This window comes from Streptomyces sp. NPDC056222 (assembly GCF_042264065.1).
GTDB lineage: Bacteria > Actinomycetota > Actinomycetes > Streptomycetales > Streptomycetaceae > Streptomyces.
Genome location: NZ_JBHJTL010000028.1, coordinates 37,832 through 60,660 on the forward strand (window position 1 = coordinate 37,832; position 22,829 = coordinate 60,660).

Sequence of the window (22,829 nt, forward strand, 5' to 3'; positions counted from 1 at the left end):
GTCGCGATCGGACACATGCGTCGCAGCTGTACCGAGGTGTTCGGCCACTTCTGCGAATCGGCTTCCGCGGCGGCGCCCCGCCCGTACTCTGATGCACAGCGCCGGTGGGGGCCGGTGCTGATCAGGGGGCGAGACCAGTCGGGTACGGCGTTCGGGACGGGGTAACAGTCACTGCACGGCGGCGGCCGTGCGGTCGACGGACCCCCGTCCCCGGCGCCGTACCCGCGCCGGTCCGTTCCTCGACACTTGGGGGTGTCCGTGGGTCGCATCCGGGTCCTGGTGGTGGACGACCACCGCATCTTCGCCGAGTCTCTGGCGGCCGCGCTCGCGGCGGAGCCGGACGTCGACGTGTCCGCCGCGGGCAGCGGCCCCGCCGCCCTGCGCTGTCTGGACCGCGCGGTCGCCGAAGGGCGCCGGTACGACGTGATGCTGATCGACGCCGACCTCGGCGCGGTCGCCGGGCCGGCGGCTTCGGTCGCGGTGGCCCGGGTCGTACCGGACAACGGTGAGGGCGTCGTCGACGGCATCTCGCTGGTCGCCGGGGTCCGTTCGGCCCAGCCGGCCGTCCGTACGGTCGTGCTCGCGGAGAAGGACGATGCCCACCGGGCCGCCCTCGCGCTGCAGGCCGGGGCCTCGGGATGGGTCGCCAAGGACTGCTCGCTGCAGCGGCTGCTCGCCGTGATCCGCGGTGTCCTGCGCGACGAGACGCATCTGCCGCCCGCCCTTCTCACCGGTGTTCTACGGGAGCTGACGGCGGCCCGGAAGCACCGGACCGAGAGCGAACAGCTGGTGGAGTCGCTGACCCCGCGCGAGGTGGAGGTGCTGCGCTGCATGGTGGCGGGCCTGGGGCGCAAGGCCGTGGCCGAGCGGCTCTTCCTCTCCCCGCACACCGTCCGTACGCACATGCAGAACGTGCTCGGAAAGCTGGGCGTGCACTCCACGCTGGCCGCGGTCGCCCTGGCGCGCCGGGCCGGTGTCGGCCCCGCCGAGCTGGGCGGGCATCCGCTAGCCGGGGATGTTGTCGAACGGGGCGGTCAGCTGGCGTAGCAGCCCCGCCAGTTCGCCCCGCTGGGTGCGGGAGAGCTGGGCCAGGATGGCCCGCTCCTGGGCGAGCAGCCCGGCGAGCGCCTGGTCGGCCCGGTCGCGGCCCTCGGGGGTCAGGCGGACCAGGACCCCACGCCGGTCGCTGGGGTCGGGCAGCCGCTCGACCAGGCCCTTCTTGGTGAGCCTGTCGATGCGGTTGGTCATGGTGCCCGAGGTGACCAGCGTCTGGGTGAGGAGCTGGCCGGGGGAGAGCTGGTACGGGGCGCCGGCGCGGCGCAGCGACGTGAGGACGTCGAACTCCCAGGGCTCCAGCTGATGCTCGGAGAATGCGAGCCGACGGGCGCGGTCGAGGTGGCGGGCGAGCCGTGAGACGCGGCTCAACACCTCGAGCGGTTCCACGTCGAGGTCCGGGCGCTCACGGCGCCATGCAGCGACCAGCCGGTCGACCTCGTCCTCCATGTCGATCAGTGTAGAGGGTCTGTTGACATAAAGTCTCTTGACGTCAAGATATATTCCGCTGGACTATGGGGAAGGACCGGGCCGGAACCCTGTTCCGCTTCGGCAACTCGTTCCAGCAAGGGGGCTCGAACATGCATTCCGCACCATCCTCGGCGTCCGCAGCACCAACATGGGACCCGCAGCAGTACCTCCGGCACTCCGGCCACCGCGCCCGACCCTTCCTCGACCTGCTCGCCCGAATACCACACCTCCCCACAGGTGACCGCCCCGCTCGGATCGCCGACCTCGGCTGCGGCCCCGGCAATGTGACCGTCCTGCTCGCCGACCGCTGGCCGGACGCCCACATCACCGGCTTCGACCTCTCACCGGACATGCTGGAACAGGCGGAGAAGGACTGGGCCGGCACCACGTCCGGCGGCGGCTGGCTGGACTTCCGGCGCGCCGACGCCGCCCACTGGACTCCCGAAGAGCCCTACGACCTGATCGTCTCCAACGCCGCCCTCCAATGGGTCCCCAACCACCCCGAGTCCTTCGCTCCCTGGATCGACGGCCTCAAGCCGGGCGGAACGCTCGCCTTCCAGGTCCCCGGCAACTTCACCTCGCCGAGCCACGCCCTGCTCGGCGAACTCTGCGACGCCCCGCAATGGCGCGACCGCCTCCATGGCGAGGGGCGGCGATTCGTCCATGTCCTCGACGCGGCCGACTATCTGAACCGCCTTGCCGACCTCGGCTGCGAGACCGACACCTGGGAGACCACCTACTCACAACTCCTGCTCGGCGAGGACCCCGTCCTCGACTGGGTCAAGGGCACCGCACTGCGCCCCGTACTGACCGCACTGGACGGCGACCAGGAGGCGACCGACGCCTTCCTCGCCCAATACCGCGACCTGCTGCGCGAGGCATACCCCCCGGGGCCGCACGGCACGGTCTTCCCCTTCCGCCGCATCTTCGCCGTAGCGACGAAGCCACGATGATGGAGCCGCGGTCGACACGGCCCGGTTCACGCGGGGGCCCCCCCCACCTAAACCGGGGGCGGCGCGCCCGTGAACCGCCCGACCGTCACGTCAGCTCTTGCGATGCCCTATCAACCGCGGCTTCTGCTCGAGACCGTCCAGGCCGTGCCACGCCAGATTCACCAGGTGCGCCGCGACCTCCGCCTTCTTCGGCTTACGGACGTCCAGCCACCACTGGCCCGTCAGCGCCACACTGCCCACCAGCGCCTGCGCGTACAGCGGGGCCAGCTTCGGGTCGAAGCCACGGGCCTTGAACTCCAGACCCAGGATGTCCTCGACCTGCGTGGCGATGTCGCTGATCAGCGAGGCGAACGTGCCGGTCGACTGCGCCACCGGCGAATCGCGGACCAGGATCCGGAAACCGTCGGTGTACCGCTCGATGTAGTCGAGGAGAGCGAAGGCCGCCTGCTCCAGGAGCTCGCGCGGGTGCCCGGCCGTCAGCGCACCGTTCACCATCTCGAGCAGCTGGCGCATCTCCCGGTCGACCACGACCGCGTACAGCCCCTCCTTGCCGCCGAAGTGCTCGTACACCACCGGCTTGGACACCCCGGCCTTCGCCGCGATCTCCTCCACCGACGTGCCCTCGAACCCCTTCGCGGCGAAGAGCGTCCGACCGATGTCCAGCAGTTGCTCCCGGCGCTCCGCGCCCGTCATCCTCACCCGGCGGCCACGCCGGGGCTTGTTCTCGCTGCTGCTGGTACTGCCGTCGATCGCCACGTTCTCCATCATGCCGCGTCGACGGGCTCGCCCCGGCGTCGGGCTTCGATCCGGGAGGCGTTCGGCCAGCGCACGTCGTACGCCCAGCCCAGGCGCTCGAACCAGCGGATCAGCCGCGCGCTGGAGTCGACCTGGCCCCGCAGCACCCCGTGCCGCGCCGAGGTCGGGTCCGCGTGGTGCAGGTTGTGCCACGACTCGCCGCAGGACAGCACCGCCAGCCACCACACGTTGCCCGAACGGTCCCGGGACTTGAAGGGGCGCTTGCCGACCGCGTGACAGATCGAGTTGATCGACCACGTCACGTGGTGCAGCAGCGCGACCCGGACCAGCGAACCCCAGAAGAACGCGGTGAACGCGCCCCACCAGGACATCGTCACCAGACCGCCGACCAGCGGCGGGATCGCCAGGGACAGCGCCGTCCAGTAGATGAAGTCACGGGAGATCCGCCGGATCGCCGGGTCCTTGATCAGATCGGGCGCGTACTTCGCCTGCGGCGTGCGCTCCTCGTCGAACATCCAGCCGATGTGCGCCCACCACAGCCCCTTCATCAGGGCCGGCACCGTCTCCCCGAAGCGCCACGGCGAGTGCGGGTCGCCCTCCGCGTCGGAGAACTTGTGGTGCTTGCGATGGTCGGCCACCCAGCGCACCAGCGGGCCCTCCACCGCCAGCGAGCCCATGATCGCGAGCGCGATCCGCAGCGGCCGCTTGGCCTTGAAGGAGCCATGGGTGAAGTAACGGTGGAAGCCGATCGTGATGCCGTGACAGCCGACGTAGTACATCGTCACCAGCAGGGCCAGATCGAGCCAGGACACGCCGCCCCAGCTCCAGGCCAGCGGCACGGCCGCGACCAGGGCGATGAAGGGCACCGTGATGAACAGCAGCAGCGTGATCTGCTCGATCGATCGCTTCTTGTCCCCGCCGAGCGTGGCGGGGGGCAGGGCCTGTTCGGTTTCGAGCATCTCGGGGCTTGTGGTCATGGGTGTCCCCTGGGGATGAAGGGATGAGGATGAAAGTGAGCGGAACGGGACAAAAAGAGCGCGTGGCTACGCCTCCGTAACCTACGGCGACGTAAGTATGGCAGCGCGGTGGCGCGCGGCAAGAGGGCGCAAGAGGGGCTAGGGCGTGTCCGGCGGATCAGGGCCGGGTCCGCGACGCCTGGCACGGCGCCTCGCCGCGTTGCCGAAACGCCCGAATAGCTCCGCTATTAGAGCGTTCCGGCGCCTTGCGATACACCGCACCAGACGCCGCGGCCTGACCGGCCCTGATCCGCCGGACACGCCCTAGGGCGGAGTCCAGGGAATGGACACCTATCCTGTGTGCGTCGGACAGCGCGGTCCGCAAGCCTCCAGTACCCCTCCAGACGTGCTCAAACACTGCAAGGAGCCGCACCTGTGAGCAGTGCCGACCAGACCCCCACCGCCAGCGCCGAGCTGCGATCCGACATCCGCCGACTGGGCGATCTGCTGGGCGAGACCCTCGTCCGCCAGGAAGGACACGACCTTCTCGACCTCGTCGAGAAGGTCCGCAGCCTCACCCGCGAGAACGGCGAGGCAGCCGCCGAGCTGCTCGGCGAGACCGACCTGGAGACCGCAGCCAAGCTGGTGCGCGCCTTCTCCACGTACTTCCACCTGGCGAACGTCACCGAGCAGGTCCACCGCGGCCGCGAGATGCGCGAGAAGCGCGCCGCCGAGGGCGGACTGCTCGCCCGCACCGCCGACATGCTCAAGGACGGCGACCCCCAGCACGTCCGCGAGACGGTACGGAACCTCAACGTACGGCCCGTCTTCACCGCGCACCCCACCGAGGCCGCCCGCCGCTCGGTCCTCAACAAGCTGCGCCGGATCGCCGCCCTCCTGGAGACCCCGGTCATCGAGGCCGACCGGCGCCGCCACGACCTGCGGCTCGCCGAGAACATCGACCTCATCTGGCAGACCGACGAGCTCCGGGTCGTCCGCCCCGAGCCCGCCGACGAGGCCCGCAACGCCATCTACTACCTCGACGAGCTGCACGCCGGCGCCGTCGGCGACGTCCTGGAGGACCTCGCCGCCGAGCTCGAGCGCGTCGGCATCGAGCTGCCGGCCGGGACCCGCCCGCTGACCTTCGGCACCTGGATCGGCGGAGACCGCGACGGCAACCCCAACGTCACCCCCGCCGTCACCCGGGACGTGCTGATCCTCCAGCACGAGCACGGCATCACCGACGCGCTCGAGATGATCGACGAGCTGCGCGGCTTCCTCTCCAACTCCATCCGGTACGCGGGCGCGACGGAGGAACTGCTCACCTCCCTCCAGGCCGACCTGGAGCGGCTGCCCGAGATCAGCCCCCGCTACAAGCGCCTCAACGCGGAGGAGCCGTACCGGCTCAAGGCCACCTGCATCCGCCAGAAGCTCCTCAACACCCGCGAGCGTCTCGCCCAGGGCACCCCGCACCAGGACGGCCGCGACTACCTCGGCACCGCCGAGCTGGTCCACGACCTCGCCCTGATCCAGACCTCGCTGCGCGAGCACCGCGGCGCCCTGTTCGCCGACGGCCGGATGGACCGCACCATCCGCACCCTGTCCGCCTTCGGCCTCCAGCTCGCCACCATGGACGTCCGCGAGCACGCCGACGCCCACCACCACGCACTCGGCCAGCTCTTCGACCGGCTCGGCGAGGAGTCCTGGCGGTATGCCGACATGCCCCGCGACTACCGGCAGAAGCTGCTCGCCAAGGAGCTGCGCTCCCGCCGCCCGCTCGCGCCCACCCCGGCCCCGCTGGACGCCGCCGGCGAGAAGACCCTCGGTGTCTTCCACACCGTCAAGGAAGCCTTCGAGCGCTTCGGCCCCGAGGTCATCGAGTCGTACATCATCTCGATGTGCCAGGGTGCCGACGACGTCTTCGCCGCCGCCGTCCTCGCCCGCGAGGCCGGACTGATCGACCTGCACGCCGGCTGGGCCAAGATCGGCATCGTGCCGCTCCTGGAGACCACCGACGAGCTGAAGGCCGCCGACGTCATCCTCGACGGGATGCTCGCCGACCCCTCCTACCGCCGCCTCGTCTCGCTCCGCGGCGACGTGCAGGAGGTCATGCTCGGCTACTCCGACTCCTCCAAGTTCGGCGGCATCACCACCTCGCAGTGGGAGATCCACCGGGCCCAGCGGAGGCTGCGCGACGTCGCCCACCGCTACGGCGTACGGCTCCGGCTCTTCCACGGCCGCGGCGGCACCGTCGGCCGAGGCGGCGGCCCCTCGCACGACGCGATCCTCGCCCAGCCCTGGGGCACCCTGGAGGGCGAGATCAAGGTGACCGAGCAGGGCGAGGTCATCTCCGACAAGTACCTCATCCCGTCCCTGGCCCGCGAGAACCTCGAACTGACCGTCGCCGCCACGCTGCAGGCCTCCGCCCTGCACACCGCGCCGCGCCAGTCCGACGAGGCACTGGCCCGCTGGGACGCGGCCATGGACACCGTCTCGGACGCCGCCCACACCGCGTACCGCACGCTCGTCGAGGACCCCGGCCTGCCGGCTTACTTCCTCGCCTCCACCCCCGTCGACCAGCTCGCCGACCTGCACCTGGGCTCACGGCCCTCGCGCCGCCCCGGCTCCGGCGTCTCCCTCGACGGACTCCGCGCCATCCCGTGGGTGTTCGGCTGGACCCAGTCCCGCCAGATCGTCCCCGGCTGGTTCGGCGTCGGCTCCGGCCTCAAGGCCCTCCGCGAAGCGGGCCTCGACCCGGTCCTCGGCGAGATGTACGAGCGCTGGCACTTCTTCCGGAACTTCCTCGCCAACGTCGAGATGACGCTCGCGAAGACCGACCTGCGGATCGCCCGGCACTACGTCGACACCCTCGTCCCCGACGAGCTCAAGCACGTCTTCGCCACCATCGAGGCGGAGCACGCGCTCACCGTCGCCGAGGTCCTGAAGGTGACGGGCGGCCGGAAGCTGCTCGACTCCAACCCGGTGCTCCAGCAGACCTTCGCCATCCGCGACGCCTACCTGGACCCGATCTCCTACCTCCAGGTCGCCCTGCTGGCCCGTCAGCGCGCCGCGGCCGAGCGCGGCGAGGACCCGGACCCGCTGCTCGCCCGAGCCCTCCTGCTCACGGTGAACGGTGTCGCGGCCGGCCTGCGCAACACCGGCTGACCTGCCCCGCGTACGACAGTGCCCCCGCCGGAAACCCTTCAGGCGGGGGCACTTCGCTGTATCGGCGAATCAGTGCTGCTGGACCTTGCGGCGACGCGTCACCAGGAACGCACCGGCACCCGCGAGGGCGACGGCGAAGGCGGCCATGATGCCGACGGGCGCGCTGGAGCCGGTCTCGGCCAGGTTGCCATCGGTGCCGCCGGTGGTGTCGCCCGGCTTGCCCGGGGCGGTGGCGGAGGGCGACTCGGAGGATCCGGGCGTCTCGGTGCCGGGGGTCTCCGGGGTCTCCGTACCGGGGGTCTCGGTGCCCGGGGTCTCCGTGCCGGGGGTTTCGGTGCCGGGGGTTTCCGTTCCGGGGGTCTCGGCCGGCGGGCAGTCGGTCTTGAAGACCTTGTGCTTCGCGCGGCCGTTCTCGCCCTCGAAGTTCCAGAACAGCTTGTACTGGCCGTTCGGGAGGGTCATGTCCGTGGTGCGCTCGTGGCCGTCGGCGTCGAGCGTGATCAGGCCGGTCTTGACCGTGGTGCCCTTGTCCTGCTCGTTGTTGGCCCACGCCTCGATGTGCCAGTTCACCTTCTGGCCCGCGTCGAAGCCGAAGGCGTCGATGTAGAAGGAGCAGACCTTGGGCTCGTTCTTACGGAGCTCCTCGCCGGTCTTCGAGTCGTGGATCTTCACTGTGCCGTTGTCGCCCTTGGGCTTGCCCGAGGCCGAGGCCGCCGGGGCCAGCAGCAGAGAGCCCGCCAGGGCCGCGACCAGCGCGCCCGCGGGAATGAGGGATCGTCGCATGTGCAGTCGTCCATCTGGGATGAGGGATGCCGTGGGGGGCGGCGAAGGCAGCCTAGCCTCCTCTTTAAGCCATCCTTAACCCATGGCTTGATAACAATCCCGCCAGCCCCTCCCGTTATGGGTCACAACGCGAAGAACGTTCCAACCAGCAGCAGTCCACCCGCACCCGCCAGCGACCACGCCGTCCGCGTCAGCCGCAGCCCGCCCCCGACGAGCGGCGCCGCGAGCAGCAGCGCCCCGCCCAACGGCAGCCAGGCGTGCAGCCCGCCGCCCCACCCCGTCCGTACGGCCTCCGCCGTGTCCGGCTTCACCACCACCGGCACCGTCTGACCCTTGTCCGCCGCCACCGAGCGGTCGATCGTCAGCGTGCTGTGCGGCGAAGGCGGACCGTCCGGGACATAACGGCCGCTGCACGTCTCCTCGTTGCAGCCGGTCACCGTCAACGTGCCGTGCTCACGGCCCTTGGAAAGCAGGATGTGCTGCGCCGAACCCCAGGACGACCACGCTCCCGCGACGAGGAGCAGCAGGGCGACCAGGGCCATGGCGGCGTTACGGGCGTGCGTCATGACCCGCGATCGTACAGTCGTACTGTTCCGGCGCGTCGATCAGGAGCTGCACACGGGGCGCCGCCCCGATCAGGAGTTGTACGCGGACTGCGCGCGCTCCAGACCCTCCGCCACCAGGCACTCGACGGAGTCCGCCGCCCGGTCCACGAAGAAGTCCAGCTCCTTGCGCTCCGTCGACGAGAAGTCCTTCAGAACGAAATCCGCGACCTGCATACGACCCGGCGGACGACCGATCCCGAACCGCACCCGGTGATACTCGGCGCTCATCGCCTTCGTCATCGACTTCAGACCGTTGTGGCCGTTGTCGCCACCACCGATCTTCAGCCGCAGCACCCCGTAGTCGATGTCCAGCTCGTCATGGATCGCCACCACGTGCGCCGTCGGCACCTTGTAGAAGTCCCGCAGCGCCGTCACCGGACCGCCCGAGAGATTCATGTACGACATCGGCTTCGCGAGGATCACCCGACGGTTGGCAGGCCCGGGAGGTCCCATCCGGCCCTCGACCACCTGCGCCTGCGCCTTCTGCGCCCGCTTGAACTTCCCGCCGATACGGTCAGCGAGCAGATCCACGACCATGAAGCCCACATTGTGGCGGTTCGCGGCGTACTCGGGACCCGGGTTGCCGAGGCCGACGATCAGCCAGGGGGCGTTCGCGTCGTCCGTCATCGTGGGACGTCTCCTCGTCTGCGTACTACTGGGCGGGGAACAGGGGAACGGGGTGGCGGGCCGCAGCCCACCACCCCGTCCGCGTCAGACAGAGCCTACGGCTCAGGCCTCGGCGCCCTCGGCCTCGGCGGCCTCGCCCTCGGCGGCCTCGGCAGCCGGCTCCTCGGCCTGCGCGGCCAGGATCTGCAGGACGACAGCGTCGGCGTCGGTGGACAGGGTCACACCGTTCGGGAGCGTGATGTCCTTGGCGAGGATGGAGGCACCGGCCTCCAGGCCCTCCACGGAGACCGTGACGGCCTCGGGGATGTGGGTGGCCTCGGCCTCGACGGAGAGCGTGTTCAGCACGTGCTCCAGCAGGTTGCCACCGGCGGCGAGCTCACCCTCGGCCTGAACCGGGATCTCGACCGTGACCTTCTCGCCACGCTTGACCAGGATCAGGTCGACGTGGACCAGGTAACCCTTGATCGCGTCACGCTGGACGGCCTTCGGGATCGCCAGCTCGTTCTTGCCGTCGATGTCCAGGGACAGCAGAACGTTCGGGGTACGCAGGGCGAGCAGCAGCTCGTGGCCCGGAAGCGTCACGTGGACCGGCTCGGTGCCGTGACCGTAGACGACGCCGGGAACCTTGTTCTCACGACGGATCGAACGGGCCGCACCCTTGCCGAACTCGGAACGAACCTCGGCGGAGATCTTCACCTCGGACATATGCACTCCTCGTAAGCAGAAACAGAACAGTGTGGCTACCCGGCCACGACTGGCCTGCTACGAAGAGCGCGTCGATAACGGACCGCCGCACCTCACCGGTACGGCCTCCCTCGCCGAGCAACTACGGCAGTCTACTCGCCGCGCGCCGCCCCACCCAATTGGATCACCCGGACCCCCTGCCAGACCCGTTCCGGACCCCTGCCAGACCCGTTCCGGACCCCTCCCGGATCCCCTGCCGGACCCCTCCCGGATCACCGGACCCCGATCGCCGGGACAGCGACAGCCGACTGCCTATCCTTGCCGCCCATGGACCTGCTGCTGCACCTGCGGTACTTCCGGACCGTCGCCGAGGAGCAACACTTCGGACGCGCCGCCGAACGCCTGCGCATGGCCCAGCCCTCCCTCTCCCAGCGCATCCAACGCCTCGAACACGAACTCGGCGTCCGCCTCCTCGACCGCACCAGCCGCGGCACCACCCTCACCCCCGCCGGCCGCCTCGTCCTTGCCGAAGCCGAACACCTCCTCACCGCCGCCGACCGGCTCACCACCGCCGTCGCCCGCGTCCGCAGCGGCCAGGCCGGCACCCTCCGCGCCGCCGTCCCACCCCGCCTCGGCGCCGCAGCCGTCGGAGCCCTCCTCATCACCTACCGCGACCGCTCCCCGGGCGGCGACCTCGACCTCCGCGAACTCACCAGCACCCAGCAGACCGCCGAACTCACCGCCGGCACCCTCGACGTCGGCGTCGTCCGTCACCCCTGCCCCGCCCCCGGCCTCGCCTTCGGCCCCCTCCTCCACCAGCCCCTCGGCGTCCTCCTCCCCGACACCGACCCCCTCGCCACCCACACCGACATCCCCGCAGCCGCCCTCACCGGCCGCGACCTCGTCCTCTTCCCCCGCGCCGAAGCCCCCGCACTCCACGACGAAACCCTCACCGCCTGCGCCCGACACGGCTGCACCCCCGCCACCGTCCACGAAGCCGCAGCACCCGACTTCACCCGCGGACTCGTCCTCTCCGGAGGCGCCGTCGCCCTCCAGCCCCGCTCCCCGGCCGAACCCGGCACCATCTGGCGCCCCCTACGCGACAACCCCGTCACCTGGCGCACCTCCACCGCCTGGCCCCAAGGCCGCGACGGACCCGCCGTACGCCTCTTCGCCGGCACCGCCCACGAAACCCTCCGCGACCACGCGGGCATGATCAGCGACACCCCCGCCGGCGCATCCTCGAGAGTGCTCTTCCCCCGCCCCGCATCGGAGTTCCCCCTGTGACCGCCGCAGCCCGTACACGCATCACCTCGGCCTTCACCGACGCGGGCGTCACCGGACAGCTCCACGCCACCGACATCGACACCGGCACCACCATCACCATCGGCGCCGACCTCGAAACCCCCACCGCGAGCGTCCACAAGCTGTGCGTCATCGCCGCCCTCTACCGACAAGCAGCCCACGGTCACATCGACCTGCGCCACCCCGTCGACATCCCCGCCGAAGGCCGCTCACCCGGCGCCACCGGCCTCGCCACCATGCGCGACGCGGCCCGACTCTCCCTGCGCGACCTCGCCGGCCTCGCCGTCGCCGTCAGCGACAACACCGCCGCGGACCTCCTCATCGACGCCATCGGCCTCGACACCGTCAACCGCACCATGGCCGACCTCGGCCTCACCCGCACCATCGCCGTCCACACCATGCGCGAGCTCTACGCCACCCTCCGCGAGGACGCCGACGGCACACCCGCGGCCCTCACCGACCCCACCGTCGTCACCCGCCTCCGCGCCCTCGACCCCACCCGCACCAACCGCTCCACAGCCCGCGAGATCGCCGCCCTCCTCGCCGCCATCTGGCGCGACGAACTCTGCACGGGCGAGTACGCGCAAGAACTCCGCACCATCCTCGGACTCCAGACCTGGAGCCACCGCCTCGCCGCCGGATTCCCCTTCGACGACGTCCGCGTCAGCGGCAAGACCGGCTCCCTGCCGACCCTGCGCCACGAAGCCGGAGTCGTCGAATACCCCGACGGCGGCCGCTACGCCATCGCCGTCTTCACCCGGGCCGCCGCGACCACGGTCACCCTCCCGGCGGCGGACGCGGCCATCGGCAAGGCCGCACGCATCGCGGTGGACGCGCTGAGGACATGACCGAGGGCATGAGGAAGGCCCGCCTCCCGAAAGGGAAGCGGGCCTTCCTCAGAGATTCCTGGGGACCGCTCAGTGCTCCTCGAAGAGGCTCGTCACCGAACCGTCCTCGAACACCTCGCGCACGGCACGCGCGATCGTCGGAGCGATCGACAGAACCGTGATCTTGTCGAGCTCCAGCGAGCTCGGCACCGGCAGCGTGTCCGTGAACACGAACTCGCTCACCTTCGAGTTCTTCAGACGGTCCGCGGCCGGCCCCGACAGGATGCCGTGCGTCGCCGTCACGATGACGTCCTCCGCGCCGTGCGCGAACAGCGCGTCGGCAGCGGCACAGATCGTGCCACCGGTGTCCACCATGTCGTCGACCAGGACACAGACCCGGCCCTTCACGTCACCGACGACCTCGTGGACCGTCACCTGGTTGGCGACGTCCTTGTCACGACGCTTGTGCACGATCGCCAGCGGCGCGTCCAGACGGTCGCACCAGCGGTCGGCCACACGCACACGGCCCGCGTCCGGGGACACGATCGTCAGCTTCGACCGGTCCACCTTGTTGCCCACGTAGTCCGCAAGGACCGGGAGAGCCGACAGATGGTCCACCGGACCGTCGAAGAAGCCCTGGATCTGGTCCGTGTGCAGGTCGACCGTGAGAATGCGGTCCGCACCCGACGTCTTCAGCAGATCCGCGACCAGACGCGCCGAAATCGGCTCACGACCACGGTGCTTCTTGTCCTGACGGGCATAGCCGTACGACGGGATGATCACGGTGATGCTCCGAGCGGAAGCCCGCTTCAGAGCATCGATCATGATCAACTGCTCCATGATCCACTTATTGATCGGAGCCGTGTGGCTCTGGATCAGGAAGCAGTCCGCGCCACGAGCCGACTCCTGGAAACGGACGTAGATCTCACCGTTCGCGAAGTCGAAAGCCTTGGTCGGCACGAGACCGACACCCAGCTGGTGTGCGACCTCCTCGGCCAGCTCGGGGTGGGCGCGGCCGGAGAAGAGCATCAGCTTCTTCTCGCCGGTCGTCTTGATCCCGGTCACAGCACTGTCTCCTCAGACGTGTCTTCTGGCCGCGACTCCCGCGCTCCCGTGCGCGTGTGCGAGCCAGCCGAATTTATGTGCACGTATCACGGTACGCCGAGTTCGACGTACCCGTTTCCGGTCAGCTTTCGCCGGCGGACTCCTCCGTGGCGGCCTGAGCGGCCTGCGCGGCAGCGCTGCCGGGCCGCTTCCGAGCCACCCAACCCTCGATATTCCGCTGCTGGCCCCGGGCCACGGCCAGCGCACCGGACGGCACATCCTTCGTGATCACCGACCCCGCGGCGGTGTAAGCACCGTCCCCGATGGTGACAGGCGCCACAAACATGTTGTCCGAACCCGTCTTGCAGTGCGACCCCACCGTCGTGTGGTGCTTCGCCTCGCCGTCGTAGTTCACGAAGACACTCGCCGCGCCGATGTTCGTGTACTCACCGATCGTCGCGTCACCCACGTACGACAGATGGGGGACCTTCGTGCCCTCACCGATCTTCGCGTTCTTCATCTCCACGTACGTACCCGCCTTGGCCCTCACGCCCAGGTTCGTCCCCGGACGGAGATACGCGTACGGGCCCACGGAGGCGCTCTCGCCGATCACGGCGGAATCGGCGACCGTGTTGTCCACCCGAGCGCCCTTGCCGACCGTCGTGTCCTTCAGACGCGAGTTCGGGCCGACCTCGGCGTCCTCGCCGATGTGCGTCGCACCGAGCAGCTGCGTACCGGGGTGGATGACGGAGTCCGGCTCGAACGTCACCATCACGTCGACGAGAACCGACGACGGGTCGACCACCGTGACACCGGCCGTCATCGCCCGCTCCAGCAGACGTGCGTTCAGCAGGGCACGGGCCTCGGCGAGCTGCACACGGTTGTTGATACCGAGGATCTCGCGGTGATCACCGGCCACCGAAGCGCCGACCCGGTGACCCGCCTCACGCAGGATCGACAGCACATCCGTGAGGTACTCCTCGCCCTGGCTGTTGTCCGTCCGGACCTTGCCCAGAGCGTCGGCGAGCAGCCGGCCGTCGAAGGCGAACACGCCGGAGTTGATCTCCTTGATCGCGCGCTGCTCCTCGGAGGCGTCCTTGTGCTCGACGATCGCGGTGACGGCGCCGGAGGCGTCCCGGACGATGCGCCCGTAGCCGGTGGAGTCCGGCACCTCGGCGGTCAGCACGGTGACGGCGTTGCCGTCGGCGGCGTGGGTGCCGGCGAGCGCCTTCAGGGTCTCCCCGGACAGCAGCGGAGTGTCGCCGCACACGACGACGACGGTCCCCTCGGGGGCCTGACCCAGCTCCTCGAGACCCATGCGGACGGCGTGACCGGTGCCGTTCTGCTCGTACTGCACGGCGGTACGAGTCCCGGCGTAGTGCGTGTCGAGATGCGCGGTGACCTGCTCACGGGCGTGCCCGACGACCACGACGAGGTGCTCGGGCTCCAGCTCCCGCGCGGCGGACACGACGTGTCCGACGAGGGAACGTCCGGCGATTTCGTGCAGGACCTTGGGGGTCTTCGACTTCATGCGGGTGCCCTCACCCGCTGCGAGGACGACGACGGCGGCCGGGCGGTTGGCGCTCACGGGAATGCCCTTCGGCTTCGGGTGGTGGACAACCGCAGGATACCGGGGGGTTTCGAGGCGGAAATGAGTGCGGGTCCCGACCGTGGAGGTCAGGACCCGAACACATGCCTTGTGTGTTGTTGCTCCCCCGCCAGGACTCGAACCCGGACATAAGGCACCAAAAGCCTCAGTGCTGCCAATTACACCACAGGGGATTATATCCGACTAAACCGGACATTCGGTCATGTCGTCGGACCGGCACCCAACACTATGCCGTACCAAGCCCCCTCGATGCGACGGTGGAGCTCTGCGCTCTTGGTCGCGTAGACGACCAGGCATCCGCTGCACGCCTCGGTCGCTGTCGTCCGGAATGCAGACGTCCGGAGTCGAATGTGTGGGCGATTCATTAGTTCGAGGGGCTGGTGTGTGCGCGCCGTTGACGTGCGGCGCTCCCGCGTCCGGCTGTCTCCGGAAAATGACTCGCGCTCGCCCGTACGCTGGAGGGCATGACCACAACGGGGGCGCATCAGGACGCGGCGGCCATGGCCGCCCGGGGCTGGTGGTGGTGGGGGAGACGGCGTAGTGCGGTGCTCGATGTCGGGCTGGCCGTGGTGTCCGCGCTGGAGTGCGGGCTGGAGGGGGTCGGCTTTGCCGACAAGGCGGGGCTGCCCGTGCCCGTGGGGGTGTTGTTCGGGCTGATCGTCGGTTCCGCGCTGCTCGTGCGGCGTCGGTGGCCGATCGCCGTGGTTCTGGTCTCGATCGCCGTCACGCCGGCCGAGATGGGCTATCTGATGGGGATCGTCGGGCTCTATTCGCTCGCCGCCTCCGAGGTGCCCCGGCGGATCACGGCCGCTCTCGCCGGTATGTCGACGCTCGCCGTGTTCGTCGTGACCGTGGTGCGGGTGCGCCAGGACGTCGCGCAGGCGGATGTCGGTCAGCCGGACTTCGATCCCAGTGGCTGGTACGTCCCGACCGTCGCGGTCTTCATGACGTTGGGTCTCAACGCGCCTCCGGTTCTGTTCGGCCTCTACATAGGCGCCCGGCGGCGGCTCATGGAGAGCTTGCGGGAGCGGGCCGACAGTCTGGAGCAGGAGCTGTCGCTGCTTGCCGATCGGGCGGAGCAGCGGGCTCAGTGGGCGCGGCAGGAGGAGCGGACCCGGATCGCGCGGGAGATGCACGACGTGGTGGCCCATCGGGTGTCGCTGATGGTGGTGCATGCGGCGGCGTTGCAGGCGGTGGCGTTGAAGGATCCGCAGAAGGCGGTGAAGAACGCGGCGCTGGTCGGTGACATGGGCCGGCAGGCGTTGACGGAGTTGCGCGAGATGTTGGGTGTTCTGCGGGAGGACGTGGCTCCGGTCGTGGCTTCTCCGGTGCCGCTGGCCGCGGTCGGTCGGGCGGCTGCGGCTGCCGCTGAGGCGGCTTCGGAGGACGGGCCGTGCCTGGATGCTCTGGAGGATCTGGTCGAGCAGTCGCGGTTGGCCGGTGCGGTCGTGGAGCTGATGGTGCTCGGTGAGGTGCGGGCGTATGCGGCGGAGGTCGAGCGGACTGCGTACCGGGTGGTCCAGGAGGCGCTGACCAATGTCCACAAGCATGCGGCCGGTGCCAAGGTCGTGGTTCGGCTCGCGCACCGGGACGCCGAGGTCGCGATGCAGGTCGAGAACGGTCCGTCGGACGCGGCGGCGACCGATGCTCATCTCCCGAGTGGTGGTAATGGTCTGGTCGGCATGCGGGAGCGTGTGAGCCGGCTGGGTGGTGTGTTCGTCTCGGGTCCGACGGACGCGGGTGGCTTCCGGGTGTCGGCGGTGCTGCCGGTGGGGGAGTCGGCGGCCTAGTCGGATCCCTGATGTCGGATCCCGGATGTCGGTCCGGGGCGTCGGATCCGCGCGGGGGGGCATGGATTGCATCTGGATATCGGATCCAATGTCCGATATCCAATGTCCGATCCGCCGACCCCGACCCCGGCCCCGGCCCCGGCCTCAGCCCGTGACCAGCCGCGTCGGCTGCGTTCCCGTGATCAGTGTCGACAGGGCCGCGTCGATGTCCTGGCCCAGGAACCAGTCTCCTGTGTGGTCCAGGCTGAACACCCGGCCCTCCTGGTCGATCGCGAGCACCGCCTGGTGCTCGCCCTCCTCGCCGAGGGGGGCGATCTCGGTGTCGAGGGCGCGTCCGAGGTCCGCGAGGGTGCGGGCCAGGTGGAGGCCGGCGAGCGGGTCGAAGCGTACGGTCGCCGGGGCGATCTGGCGGCCGCTGCCGGGTGCGGTGACGCGCAGGCCGCCGAATTCCGCCCATGCCTCGACGGACGCCGGGAAGACGCTGTGCCGGTGGCCGCCCGGGGAGACATGGGCGCGCAGGGTGTCGGCCCATTGTTCGGCGAGTTTGATGTCCCAGCGGCCGGGTTGCCATCCCGCTTCGCGGAGGGCGGCGTCGACGTTGACCGGGAACCGGGTGGTGCTCAGGTGGTCGGGCATGGAGGTGCGGTCAGCCGTTCTCGACAGTCGAGGTGGGGTCGACGGGGCGTACCCCGAAGTGGGCGAGCATCGCCGTGCAGGAGCGGCAGGGGGCGGCGTAGCTGCCGTGCAGCGGGTCGCCGTCCTCGCGGATGCGGCGCGCGGTCAGTTTGGCGTGTTTGAGCGAGCGGCGGGCTTCGCCGTGGGTGAGGGGTTTGCGCTGGGCGCGCTTGGAGCGGCCGGTCTCGGTGGCGGTGAGGTGGCGGGAGAGCAGGATCGCTTCGGGGCAGCGGCCGGTGAAGCGTTCGCGCTGTCCGCTGGTGAGGGTGTCGAGGAAGTCCTGGACGAGTGCGTGAAGGCGGGGCGGCTGGTCGCCGCGGCCCGCGGTGCAGGTGAGGGTTTCGCCACGTACGGAGAGTGCGGCGCCGACGGTGGGGAGGATGCCGTCGCGGCGGAAGCGCAGTAACGGGGCGCGGGTGGGCTCGGCGCTGCTCCAGTTGAGGCGTGGGTCACCCTGAGTGGGCGTTTGTGCTGCGTGCATGGTGCGTGTCTTCCCCTCCTGCAATCCCCCGAGTTGCGGGAACAGACTGCCAAATGGGACGCCTCATGTGGAAGCGGGGTACACAAACGGGGTGTCGGCGTGTCGGAACTATCGCCGATGCGTCATCCGGTCGTGACACTTGGTCACGGACTGTGGTGGTGGCCGTATCGGGCCGGGTCGTGGGGTTGTGGCAGCGCATAGGCTGTGCGGAATCAGCCAGCAGCCAGCGCAGGGGGCAACCGCCATGACGACAGGTCGGCTCGGGCAGCACGCCGCGCCACCGAACGCGGCTTACGCCGGGCAGGTCGTGCACTTCCCGGACCCGGTCCGTGCTTCCCGGCACCCGAGAGGGGTTCGGGTGGATGAGCAGGGCTATCCGGACTTTTCGCCGTATGCCCGGGCGGCGGCGGAGATCGCCGATCCCCCTGAGGGCTTCGGTGTCGACGAGCTGCGGTTGACGGACTACGTGTCGGCGAACGCGGCGCTGGCCGCGACCGGGCATGAGCTGTGGGGCACGATCCCCGCGGTGGCGACTCCGCACGGCTGGACCTGGCACCACGTGGCGGGCGGTCGACGGATGGAGCTCGTACCGGTCGAGGTGAAGGCGTTGTTGCGTCACCACGGCGGGGTGGCGACGGCTGCTGTCGACCATGACAAGCGGGGTACGCGTCCGTTGCAGGAGACGCGCCCGGCGCACTTCGGGCTGCCGAAGGGTCTGGTGTCGGTGACCGAGCAGCAATTGCTCGGTGTGGAGGAGGACCTGGGTTACCGGCTGCCGGGCGCGTACCGCGCGTTCCTGAAGGCGGCGGGCGGTTGCGCGCCGGTCGGCGCGGCGCTCGACGCGGAGCTCGGTCTGCTGGTGGATCAGCCGTTCTTCACGGTGCGTGAGGAGGCGGGGGTCAATGACCTCGTCTACGTCAACAAGTGCTTGCGCGATCACCTGACGAAGGACTACTTGGGTGTCGCTTTCGTGCAGGGCGGGATTCTCGCGCTGAAGGTGAAGGGCGAGGGGATCGGGTCGGTGTGGTTCTGCGCGTACGACGACGCGCGGGATCAGGACGGCTGGAATGTGAACGAGCGCGTGGAGCGGTTGCTGCTGCCGTGCGGCGAGGATTTCGACGCGTTTCTGCAGCGGCTGGCCGGTAATCCGCCGGAGCTGGAGACGGTGGCGAACCTGATGGTGGACGGCGGCTTCGCGCGCGCCGTGCCCGTGGTCCCGGTGGGGGAGTGAGCTGGCTGTGGTGACGTTCGCGCAGGCGCAGGAGCGCGCCGAGGAATGGATCAACGGTGATGTGCCGGCGTACCAGCAACGCGAGGTGCGGGTACGGGAGTTCGAGCTGGGCTTCGTCGTGTGGGCGGAGGACCGCGAGGAGGGTCCGACCTCGGACGGTGGCCGGCAGCGGCTGGTCATCGCGCGGGACAGCGGCGATGCGACGCTGTGGCCCGGGCTGCCGGTGGGTGAGGTGATCCGGCGGTACGAGGAGGAGTACGGGGCGTCGGAGGGTGCCGACGCGGGTGCTGCGGCGCCTGCTCCCCCGGAGCGGATCGATCTGAATGCGACGTCGTTCCTGCTGAGCCCGCCCGAGTGGCTGCAGGACGCGGCGGACAAGCTCGGCCTGCCGTCCGCTCCGCCGAAGGGTCCGAACGCTTCGCAGGCGGGCGGGAGTTCGTCGGCCGCGGAGACGACGGGCGCGGTGGCGCCGGCTTCGGTGCCTGCGCCTTCGCCTACGCCTGCGCCTACGCCGGCATCGGCTTCGGAGGGTGCTTCGGTGGGCCTTCCGGTCGACTACGAGCCGACGGCCTCGGACGGGGTGCCGGCGAGCAGCCCGTGGGTGGACGCGAACGCGAGCTCGGGCGGTGCGGAGGGTTCGGTGCCGCTGCCGGCCACGGTCTTCGCCCCGCCGCTCTCGGGCGCGGACGACGACGACACGCCGCCTCCGGTGGTGGGCGCGGACGCCCCGACGGCCTTGATGTCGGGCGGCAGTGCGCTCCCGCCGACGGCGATCGCCACCCCGGCCCTGGACCGGAACGCTCCGCCGCCGGCGGGTGCGGGTCCGCTCGGCGGTCCCGGCGCGTCGGCCGGTCCGGCGTCCTCCGGCGGTTCCGGTACGCCTTCGGCCCCCGGCGCCCCGGGGGCTCCGGGCTCGATCGGTGGACCGACGCCGCCCGGTGCTCCCGGCACTCCGGCGGCCGCCGGTGGCCCGGATGCGCCTCCGGCTCCCGGCGCTCCCGGTGTGCCTCCGGCCCCCGGTGCTCCTGGTGTGCCCGGCGGTACGCCCGCTCCTGGTGTGCGTGTTCCGTCGCCCACGGCCGGGGACATCGCGGATGCCGCGACCAGCAAGGCCGCGCTGCCCCCGCGGGGTTCGCGGGGGAGTGGGGGGAATCCGCCTCCGCCGCCGCAGGCGCCGGGGGTTCCCGGTGTGCCCGCGGGGGGATACGTACCGACGCAGCTCGTGGCGCAGCTCGGGCCGGACGGGCCTCAGCCTCCCGGGCCTCCCACGCCTCCGCAGCCCGTGCACCAGGCCGCGACGATGCTGGCGCACCCGAGTCAGGGTGGGCCCGGTGCGCCGCCCCCGCCCGCGCCTCCCGGTGCTCCCGGTGGGTCCGACGGTGCAGGTGTCGCGCACGCCGCGACCATGCTGGCGCACCCGAACCAGGGTGGCCCCGGCGCGCCGCCGCCCCCGCCCGCGCCTCCGGGTGCTCCCGGTGGGTCCGACGGTGCCGGTGTCGCGCACGCCGCGACGATGCTGGCGCACCCCGGGCCCGGCGGTCTCGTCGCCCCGCCCGGACCTCCCGGTGCTCCCGGTGCTCCTGGCGCTCCCGGTGCTCCGGGTGCTCCGGGTGCTCCGGGGACCCCGCCCGGTGGTGTGCACCACGCGGCGACGATGCTGGCGCAGCCCGGTCCCGGTGTTCCGCCGGGACCGCCGGTGCCGCCGCCGTCCGCGCCGGGCACCCCGCCCCCGGCGTACGGGTACCCGCAGCAGCCCGCCGGTCAGCCGACCGTCGGCCCCGGCTACCAGGCCGTGCTGCGTTACCGCGCGCCCGACGGTTCCGAGGCCCAGATCATCCGGCGGTCCGCCCCCGGCACCCCGCACCCCGAGTGGCAGATCCTGCACGAGCTGCGCGCCATGAACGTGCCGCCGCAGCAGGTGCTGGAGCTGCACACGGAGTTGGAGTCCTGTGAGCTGCCGGGCGGCTACTGCGCCCGGATGATCCGGGAGACGTGGCCGCAGGCGCGGATCACCAACATCGCTCCGTACGGCAAGGATCACGCGGGGCGTCAGCAGGGGATGCGGCAGCTCCTCACTCACCAGGGTGAGTTGCATCAGGTCGCGGACGGTCCGGCGCGTCCGGCGCCGATCCGTGCCCCGCTGCCGCAGGTGCAGCCGGCCCCGCCGATCCCTCCCGACGGTGTGGCGCAGGAGCTGGCCGGTGCCTTCGGACCCGGCATCTGCCGCTTCGACCAGCGGGCCGTGTCCCGGCAGGGTGTGCCGGAGGTCGTGGCGCTGACCCTCGTATGGGCGGGTCTGCCGGCCGACTTCGGGCCGTTCTTCTGGGCCCAGCCGGCCCAGCCGGTGGTGCCGACGCTGGCGGAGCTCGCCGCGCAGCGGCAGGTTCAGCCGGCGTCCGACGCGGGCTCGTACCTCGTGATCGGCTCGGACTTCGGGCGGGCGATCTGCGTCCAGTACGGGACCGCGCACATCGTCGCCGTACCGGTCGAGGCCGGTCCTGGCGGGCAGCCGGTGCCGCCGCAGTTCGTGAACAGCGGGCTGCCGGAGTTCACCCGGTCCATGGCGCTGCTCGGCCGGATGTGGCGACTGCGGTTCGGGCTCAATCCCGAGCAGGCGGGCCGCTGGACGGTCGACTTCCAGGCGCAGCTGGCGATGCTGGACCCGGCGGCGCTGGCGTCGCCGGAGAACTGGTGGTCGGTGCTCCTGGAACAGATGTGGGACGGACTGCTCTAGTACGGCTCCGGCAGGCATGACGCCGTTCGTGACCGAAGGCGCCCGACGTGTACGACACGTCGGGCGCCTTTTGTCGTGCCCGATGACGCATCCTGGCATGTGAGTCATTGCGGACATTACGGAAGGGGCGTCAGAGATGAGTTTCGCCGTCGGTCGTGGTCGTGGCTACCGCCCGAAGCAGGTCGACCACCGTCTCGCCGAGCTCTCCGACGAACGCGACGCCGCCTGGGAGCGGGCGGCCCGGCTGACCGTCCTCGCGAGGGAGATGGGGGAGGAGGCGGACCGGCTGCGTACGGAGGTCGCCGCGCTGGTTCCGCAGAGGTACGAGTCGCTGGGTGAACGGGCGGGGCAGTTGCTCGAGCTCGCCGAGGCGGAGGAAGAGAGCCTGGTGCGGGCCGCCGAGTCGGAAGCGCAGGCCTTCGTGGCGGAGGCGGAGGAGGCGGCGCGGTCCGTGGAGGAGGCGGCGCGGGCGTACGCGGAGCGGGTACGGGCGGAGGCGGAGGCCGTGGCCACGGCGACGCTCGACGCGGCGGGCGAGGAGGCCGAGAGCACGCTGGCGGCGGCTCTTCGCGCGGCGGAGGGGCAGCGCGCCGAGGCCCGGGAGGCGTTGGAGGAGGCGGCCCGCGGGGCGGCGGCACTGGTGGCGGCCCAGTGGGAGGAGCAGACGGCGGTACGGGAGGAGGCCGAGCGGGCCGCGACGGCTCGGGCGGCCGAACTGGACGCCCGGCACGAGGAACTCCTCACCGCCGCGGAGACCCGCCTCGCGGAGGCCCGACGCGCCCTCGCGGCGACGGAGGAGCAGGCCCGGCACGGCCAGGAGGACGCGGCGGCCCGGGCGGAGGAGCTGCTGGTCGAGGCGCGGTCGCACCGGGAGCGGATCGAGCGGGCGACGGAGCGGGTGCTGGGCGAGCACACGGAGGCCAGTGAGGAGATCCACACCCACGTGGACCACATCCGCACCTCCCTCGCGGCCCTTACGGGCCGCACGGCCCAGCCGAAGGACGAGACGCCGGAGGCCGAGGAGCCCGAGCCGCCCGCCCCGTGATCATGTCGATCGGCGGGGCGGGCTGCCGGGGAGAG

Annotated in this window: 20 protein-coding genes and 1 tRNA gene; 9 read left to right on the top strand and 12 right to left on the bottom strand. The window is 70.9% G+C overall.

The window, feature by feature from the left end:
- Nucleotides 1-258: 258 nt before the first annotated feature.
- Nucleotides 259-1,047, top strand: coding sequence for a LuxR C-terminal-related transcriptional regulator (locus ACFC0D_RS15935; RefSeq protein ID WP_376435393.1), 789 nt, complete (start codon nt 259-261; stop codon nt 1,045-1,047).
- Here ACFC0D_RS15935 and ACFC0D_RS15940 read toward each other — a convergent pair.
- On the bottom strand, nt 1,006-1,503 hold the full coding sequence (locus ACFC0D_RS15940; protein WP_355114470.1) for a MarR family transcriptional regulator: 498 nt from the start codon (nt 1,501-1,503) through the stop codon (nt 1,006-1,008). The two genes, ACFC0D_RS15935 and ACFC0D_RS15940, sit on opposite strands and share 42 nt — an antisense overlap.
- 131 nt (nt 1,504-1,634) lie before the next feature.
- On the opposite strand from ACFC0D_RS15940, the gene ACFC0D_RS15945 reads away from it, so the two are divergent.
- Nucleotides 1,635-2,477, top strand: coding sequence for a trans-aconitate 2-methyltransferase (locus ACFC0D_RS15945; RefSeq protein ID WP_376435396.1), 843 nt, complete (start codon nt 1,635-1,637; stop codon nt 2,475-2,477).
- A 90-nt stretch (nt 2,478-2,567) separates the two neighbouring features.
- Here the strand turns inward: ACFC0D_RS15945 and ACFC0D_RS15950 are convergent, their stop codons facing one another.
- Together ACFC0D_RS15950 and ACFC0D_RS15955 are read right to left on the bottom strand one after the other, a co-directional pair.
- Nucleotides 2,568-3,242 (bottom strand): TetR/AcrR family transcriptional regulator, encoded by a 675-nt coding sequence (locus ACFC0D_RS15950; RefSeq protein WP_376435486.1) that lies wholly within the window; start codon nt 3,240-3,242, stop codon nt 2,568-2,570.
- Nucleotides 3,242-4,210, bottom strand: coding sequence for an acyl-CoA desaturase (locus ACFC0D_RS15955; RefSeq protein WP_376435399.1), 969 nt, complete (start codon nt 4,208-4,210; stop codon nt 3,242-3,244). The genes ACFC0D_RS15950 and ACFC0D_RS15955 overlap by 1 nt, the downstream gene beginning before the upstream one ends.
- Before the next feature lie 414 nt (nt 4,211-4,624).
- On the opposite strand from ACFC0D_RS15955, the gene ppc reads away from it, so the two are divergent.
- A complete protein-coding gene (ppc, locus tag ACFC0D_RS15960) occupies nt 4,625-7,354 on the top strand; it encodes a phosphoenolpyruvate carboxylase (protein ID WP_376435401.1) in 2,730 nt (909 codons plus the stop codon).
- A 69-nt stretch (nt 7,355-7,423) separates the two neighbouring features.
- On the opposite strand, the gene ACFC0D_RS15965 is transcribed toward ppc, so the two are convergent.
- The 4 genes from ACFC0D_RS15965 to ACFC0D_RS15980 all read right to left on the bottom strand — a co-directional run bounded on the left by ACFC0D_RS15965 (nt 7,424) and on the right by ACFC0D_RS15980 (nt 10,074).
- Nucleotides 7,424-8,137, bottom strand: a complete 714-nt coding sequence (locus ACFC0D_RS15965) for an LPXTG cell wall anchor domain-containing protein (RefSeq protein ID WP_376435404.1) — start codon at nt 8,135-8,137, stop codon at nt 7,424-7,426.
- 122 nt (nt 8,138-8,259) lie between these two features.
- Nucleotides 8,260-8,703, bottom strand: a complete 444-nt coding sequence (locus ACFC0D_RS15970; RefSeq protein ID WP_376435407.1) for a hypothetical protein — start codon at nt 8,701-8,703, stop codon at nt 8,260-8,262.
- Nucleotides 8,704-8,772: 69 nt separating this feature from the next.
- A complete protein-coding gene (pth, locus tag ACFC0D_RS15975) occupies nt 8,773-9,369 on the bottom strand; it encodes an aminoacyl-tRNA hydrolase (protein WP_376435410.1) in 597 nt (198 codons plus the stop codon).
- Between the two features lie 102 nt (nt 9,370-9,471).
- Nucleotides 9,472-10,074, bottom strand: a complete 603-nt coding sequence (locus tag ACFC0D_RS15980; RefSeq protein ID WP_376435413.1) for a 50S ribosomal protein L25/general stress protein Ctc — start codon at nt 10,072-10,074, stop codon at nt 9,472-9,474.
- 306 nt (nt 10,075-10,380) lie between these two features.
- On the opposite strand from ACFC0D_RS15980, the gene ACFC0D_RS15985 reads away from it, so the two are divergent.
- Both ACFC0D_RS15985 and ACFC0D_RS15990 read left to right on the top strand, forming a co-directional pair.
- Nucleotides 10,381-11,340, top strand: coding sequence for a LysR family transcriptional regulator (locus ACFC0D_RS15985; protein WP_376435416.1), 960 nt, complete (start codon nt 10,381-10,383; stop codon nt 11,338-11,340).
- Nucleotides 11,337-12,206, top strand: a complete 870-nt coding sequence (locus tag ACFC0D_RS15990) for a serine hydrolase (protein ID WP_376435419.1) — start codon at nt 11,337-11,339, stop codon at nt 12,204-12,206. The genes ACFC0D_RS15985 and ACFC0D_RS15990 overlap by 4 nt, the downstream gene beginning before the upstream one ends.
- 69 nt (nt 12,207-12,275) lie before the next feature.
- Here ACFC0D_RS15990 and ACFC0D_RS15995 read toward each other — a convergent pair whose 3' ends face one another.
- The 3 genes from ACFC0D_RS15995 to ACFC0D_RS16005 form a co-directional block, all read right to left on the bottom strand.
- On the bottom strand, nt 12,276-13,250 hold the full coding sequence (locus tag ACFC0D_RS15995) for a ribose-phosphate diphosphokinase (protein WP_260230078.1): 975 nt from the start codon (nt 13,248-13,250) through the stop codon (nt 12,276-12,278).
- 121 nt (nt 13,251-13,371) lie between these two features.
- A complete protein-coding gene (gene glmU / locus ACFC0D_RS16000; protein ID WP_376435423.1) occupies nt 13,372-14,817 on the bottom strand; it encodes a bifunctional UDP-N-acetylglucosamine diphosphorylase/glucosamine-1-phosphate N-acetyltransferase GlmU in 1,446 nt (481 codons plus the stop codon).
- A gap of 122 nt (nt 14,818-14,939) precedes the next feature.
- Nucleotides 14,940-15,011 (bottom strand) — tRNA-Gln (locus tag ACFC0D_RS16005).
- Between the two features lie 291 nt (nt 15,012-15,302).
- Here ACFC0D_RS16005 and ACFC0D_RS16010 point away from each other — a divergent pair.
- The gene (locus ACFC0D_RS16010) at nt 15,303-16,628 is read left to right on the top strand and encodes a sensor histidine kinase (RefSeq protein WP_376435426.1); all 1,326 of its coding nucleotides are present in this window, start codon (nt 15,303-15,305) and stop codon (nt 16,626-16,628) included.
- A 144-nt stretch (nt 16,629-16,772) separates the two neighbouring features.
- On the opposite strand, the gene ACFC0D_RS16015 is transcribed toward ACFC0D_RS16010, so the two are convergent.
- Both ACFC0D_RS16015 and ACFC0D_RS16020 read right to left on the bottom strand, forming a co-directional pair.
- The gene (locus ACFC0D_RS16015) at nt 16,773-17,264 is read right to left on the bottom strand and encodes an SUKH-3 domain-containing protein (protein WP_376435429.1); all 492 of its coding nucleotides are present in this window, start codon (nt 17,262-17,264) and stop codon (nt 16,773-16,775) included.
- 10 nt (nt 17,265-17,274) lie between these two features.
- Nucleotides 17,275-17,784, bottom strand: a complete 510-nt coding sequence (locus ACFC0D_RS16020; RefSeq protein WP_376435432.1) for a YwqJ-related putative deaminase — start codon at nt 17,782-17,784, stop codon at nt 17,275-17,277.
- 244 nt (nt 17,785-18,028) lie between these two features.
- Here ACFC0D_RS16020 and ACFC0D_RS16025 point away from each other — a divergent pair, with 244 nt between their 5' ends.
- The 3 genes from ACFC0D_RS16025 (at nt 18,029) to ACFC0D_RS16035 (ending at nt 22,794) form a co-directional block, all read left to right on the top strand.
- Nucleotides 18,029-19,015 (top strand): SMI1/KNR4 family protein, encoded by a 987-nt coding sequence (locus tag ACFC0D_RS16025; protein WP_376435435.1) that lies wholly within the window; start codon nt 18,029-18,031, stop codon nt 19,013-19,015.
- Nucleotides 19,016-19,022: 7 nt separating this feature from the next.
- Nucleotides 19,023-21,749: an SUKH-4 family immunity protein gene (locus tag ACFC0D_RS16030; protein ID WP_376435438.1), complete on the top strand. Its 2,727-nt coding sequence runs from the start codon at nt 19,023-19,025 to the stop codon at nt 21,747-21,749.
- A 136-nt stretch (nt 21,750-21,885) separates the two neighbouring features.
- Nucleotides 21,886-22,794, top strand: coding sequence for a cellulose-binding protein (locus ACFC0D_RS16035; RefSeq protein WP_376435441.1), 909 nt, complete (start codon nt 21,886-21,888; stop codon nt 22,792-22,794).
- Nucleotides 22,795-22,829: the final 35 nt, after the last annotated feature.

Coding starts and splice junctions, on each gene's coding strand:
- ACFC0D_RS15940 (WP_355114470.1), bottom strand. CDS start 1,503: ATGGAGGACGAGGTCGACCGGCTGGTCGCTGCATGGCGCCGTGAGCGC.
- ACFC0D_RS15945 (WP_376435396.1), top strand. CDS start 1,635: ATGCATTCCGCACCATCCTCGGCGTCCGCAGCACCAACATGGGACCCG.
- ACFC0D_RS15950 (WP_376435486.1), bottom strand. CDS start 3,242: ATGGAGAACGTGGCGATCGACGGCAGTACCAGCAGCAGCGAGAACAAG.
- ACFC0D_RS15955 (WP_376435399.1), bottom strand. CDS start 4,210: ATGACCACAAGCCCCGAGATGCTCGAAACCGAACAGGCCCTGCCCCCC.
- ACFC0D_RS15965 (WP_376435404.1), bottom strand. CDS start 8,137: ATGCGACGATCCCTCATTCCCGCGGGCGCGCTGGTCGCGGCCCTGGCG.
- ACFC0D_RS15970 (WP_376435407.1), bottom strand. CDS start 8,703: ATGACGCACGCCCGTAACGCCGCCATGGCCCTGGTCGCCCTGCTGCTC.
- pth (WP_376435410.1), bottom strand. CDS start 9,369: ATGACGGACGACGCGAACGCCCCCTGGCTGATCGTCGGCCTCGGCAAC.
- ACFC0D_RS15980 (WP_376435413.1), bottom strand. CDS start 10,074: ATGTCCGAGGTGAAGATCTCCGCCGAGGTTCGTTCCGAGTTCGGCAAG.
- ACFC0D_RS15985 (WP_376435416.1), top strand. CDS start 10,381: ATGGACCTGCTGCTGCACCTGCGGTACTTCCGGACCGTCGCCGAGGAG.
- ACFC0D_RS16010 (WP_376435426.1), top strand. CDS start 15,303: ATGACCACAACGGGGGCGCATCAGGACGCGGCGGCCATGGCCGCCCGG.
- ACFC0D_RS16015 (WP_376435429.1), bottom strand. CDS start 17,264: ATGCCCGACCACCTGAGCACCACCCGGTTCCCGGTCAACGTCGACGCC.
- ACFC0D_RS16020 (WP_376435432.1), bottom strand. CDS start 17,784: ATGCACGCAGCACAAACGCCCACTCAGGGTGACCCACGCCTCAACTGG.
- ACFC0D_RS16025 (WP_376435435.1), top strand. CDS start 18,029: ATGACGACAGGTCGGCTCGGGCAGCACGCCGCGCCACCGAACGCGGCT.
- ACFC0D_RS16035 (WP_376435441.1), top strand. CDS start 21,886: ATGAGTTTCGCCGTCGGTCGTGGTCGTGGCTACCGCCCGAAGCAGGTC.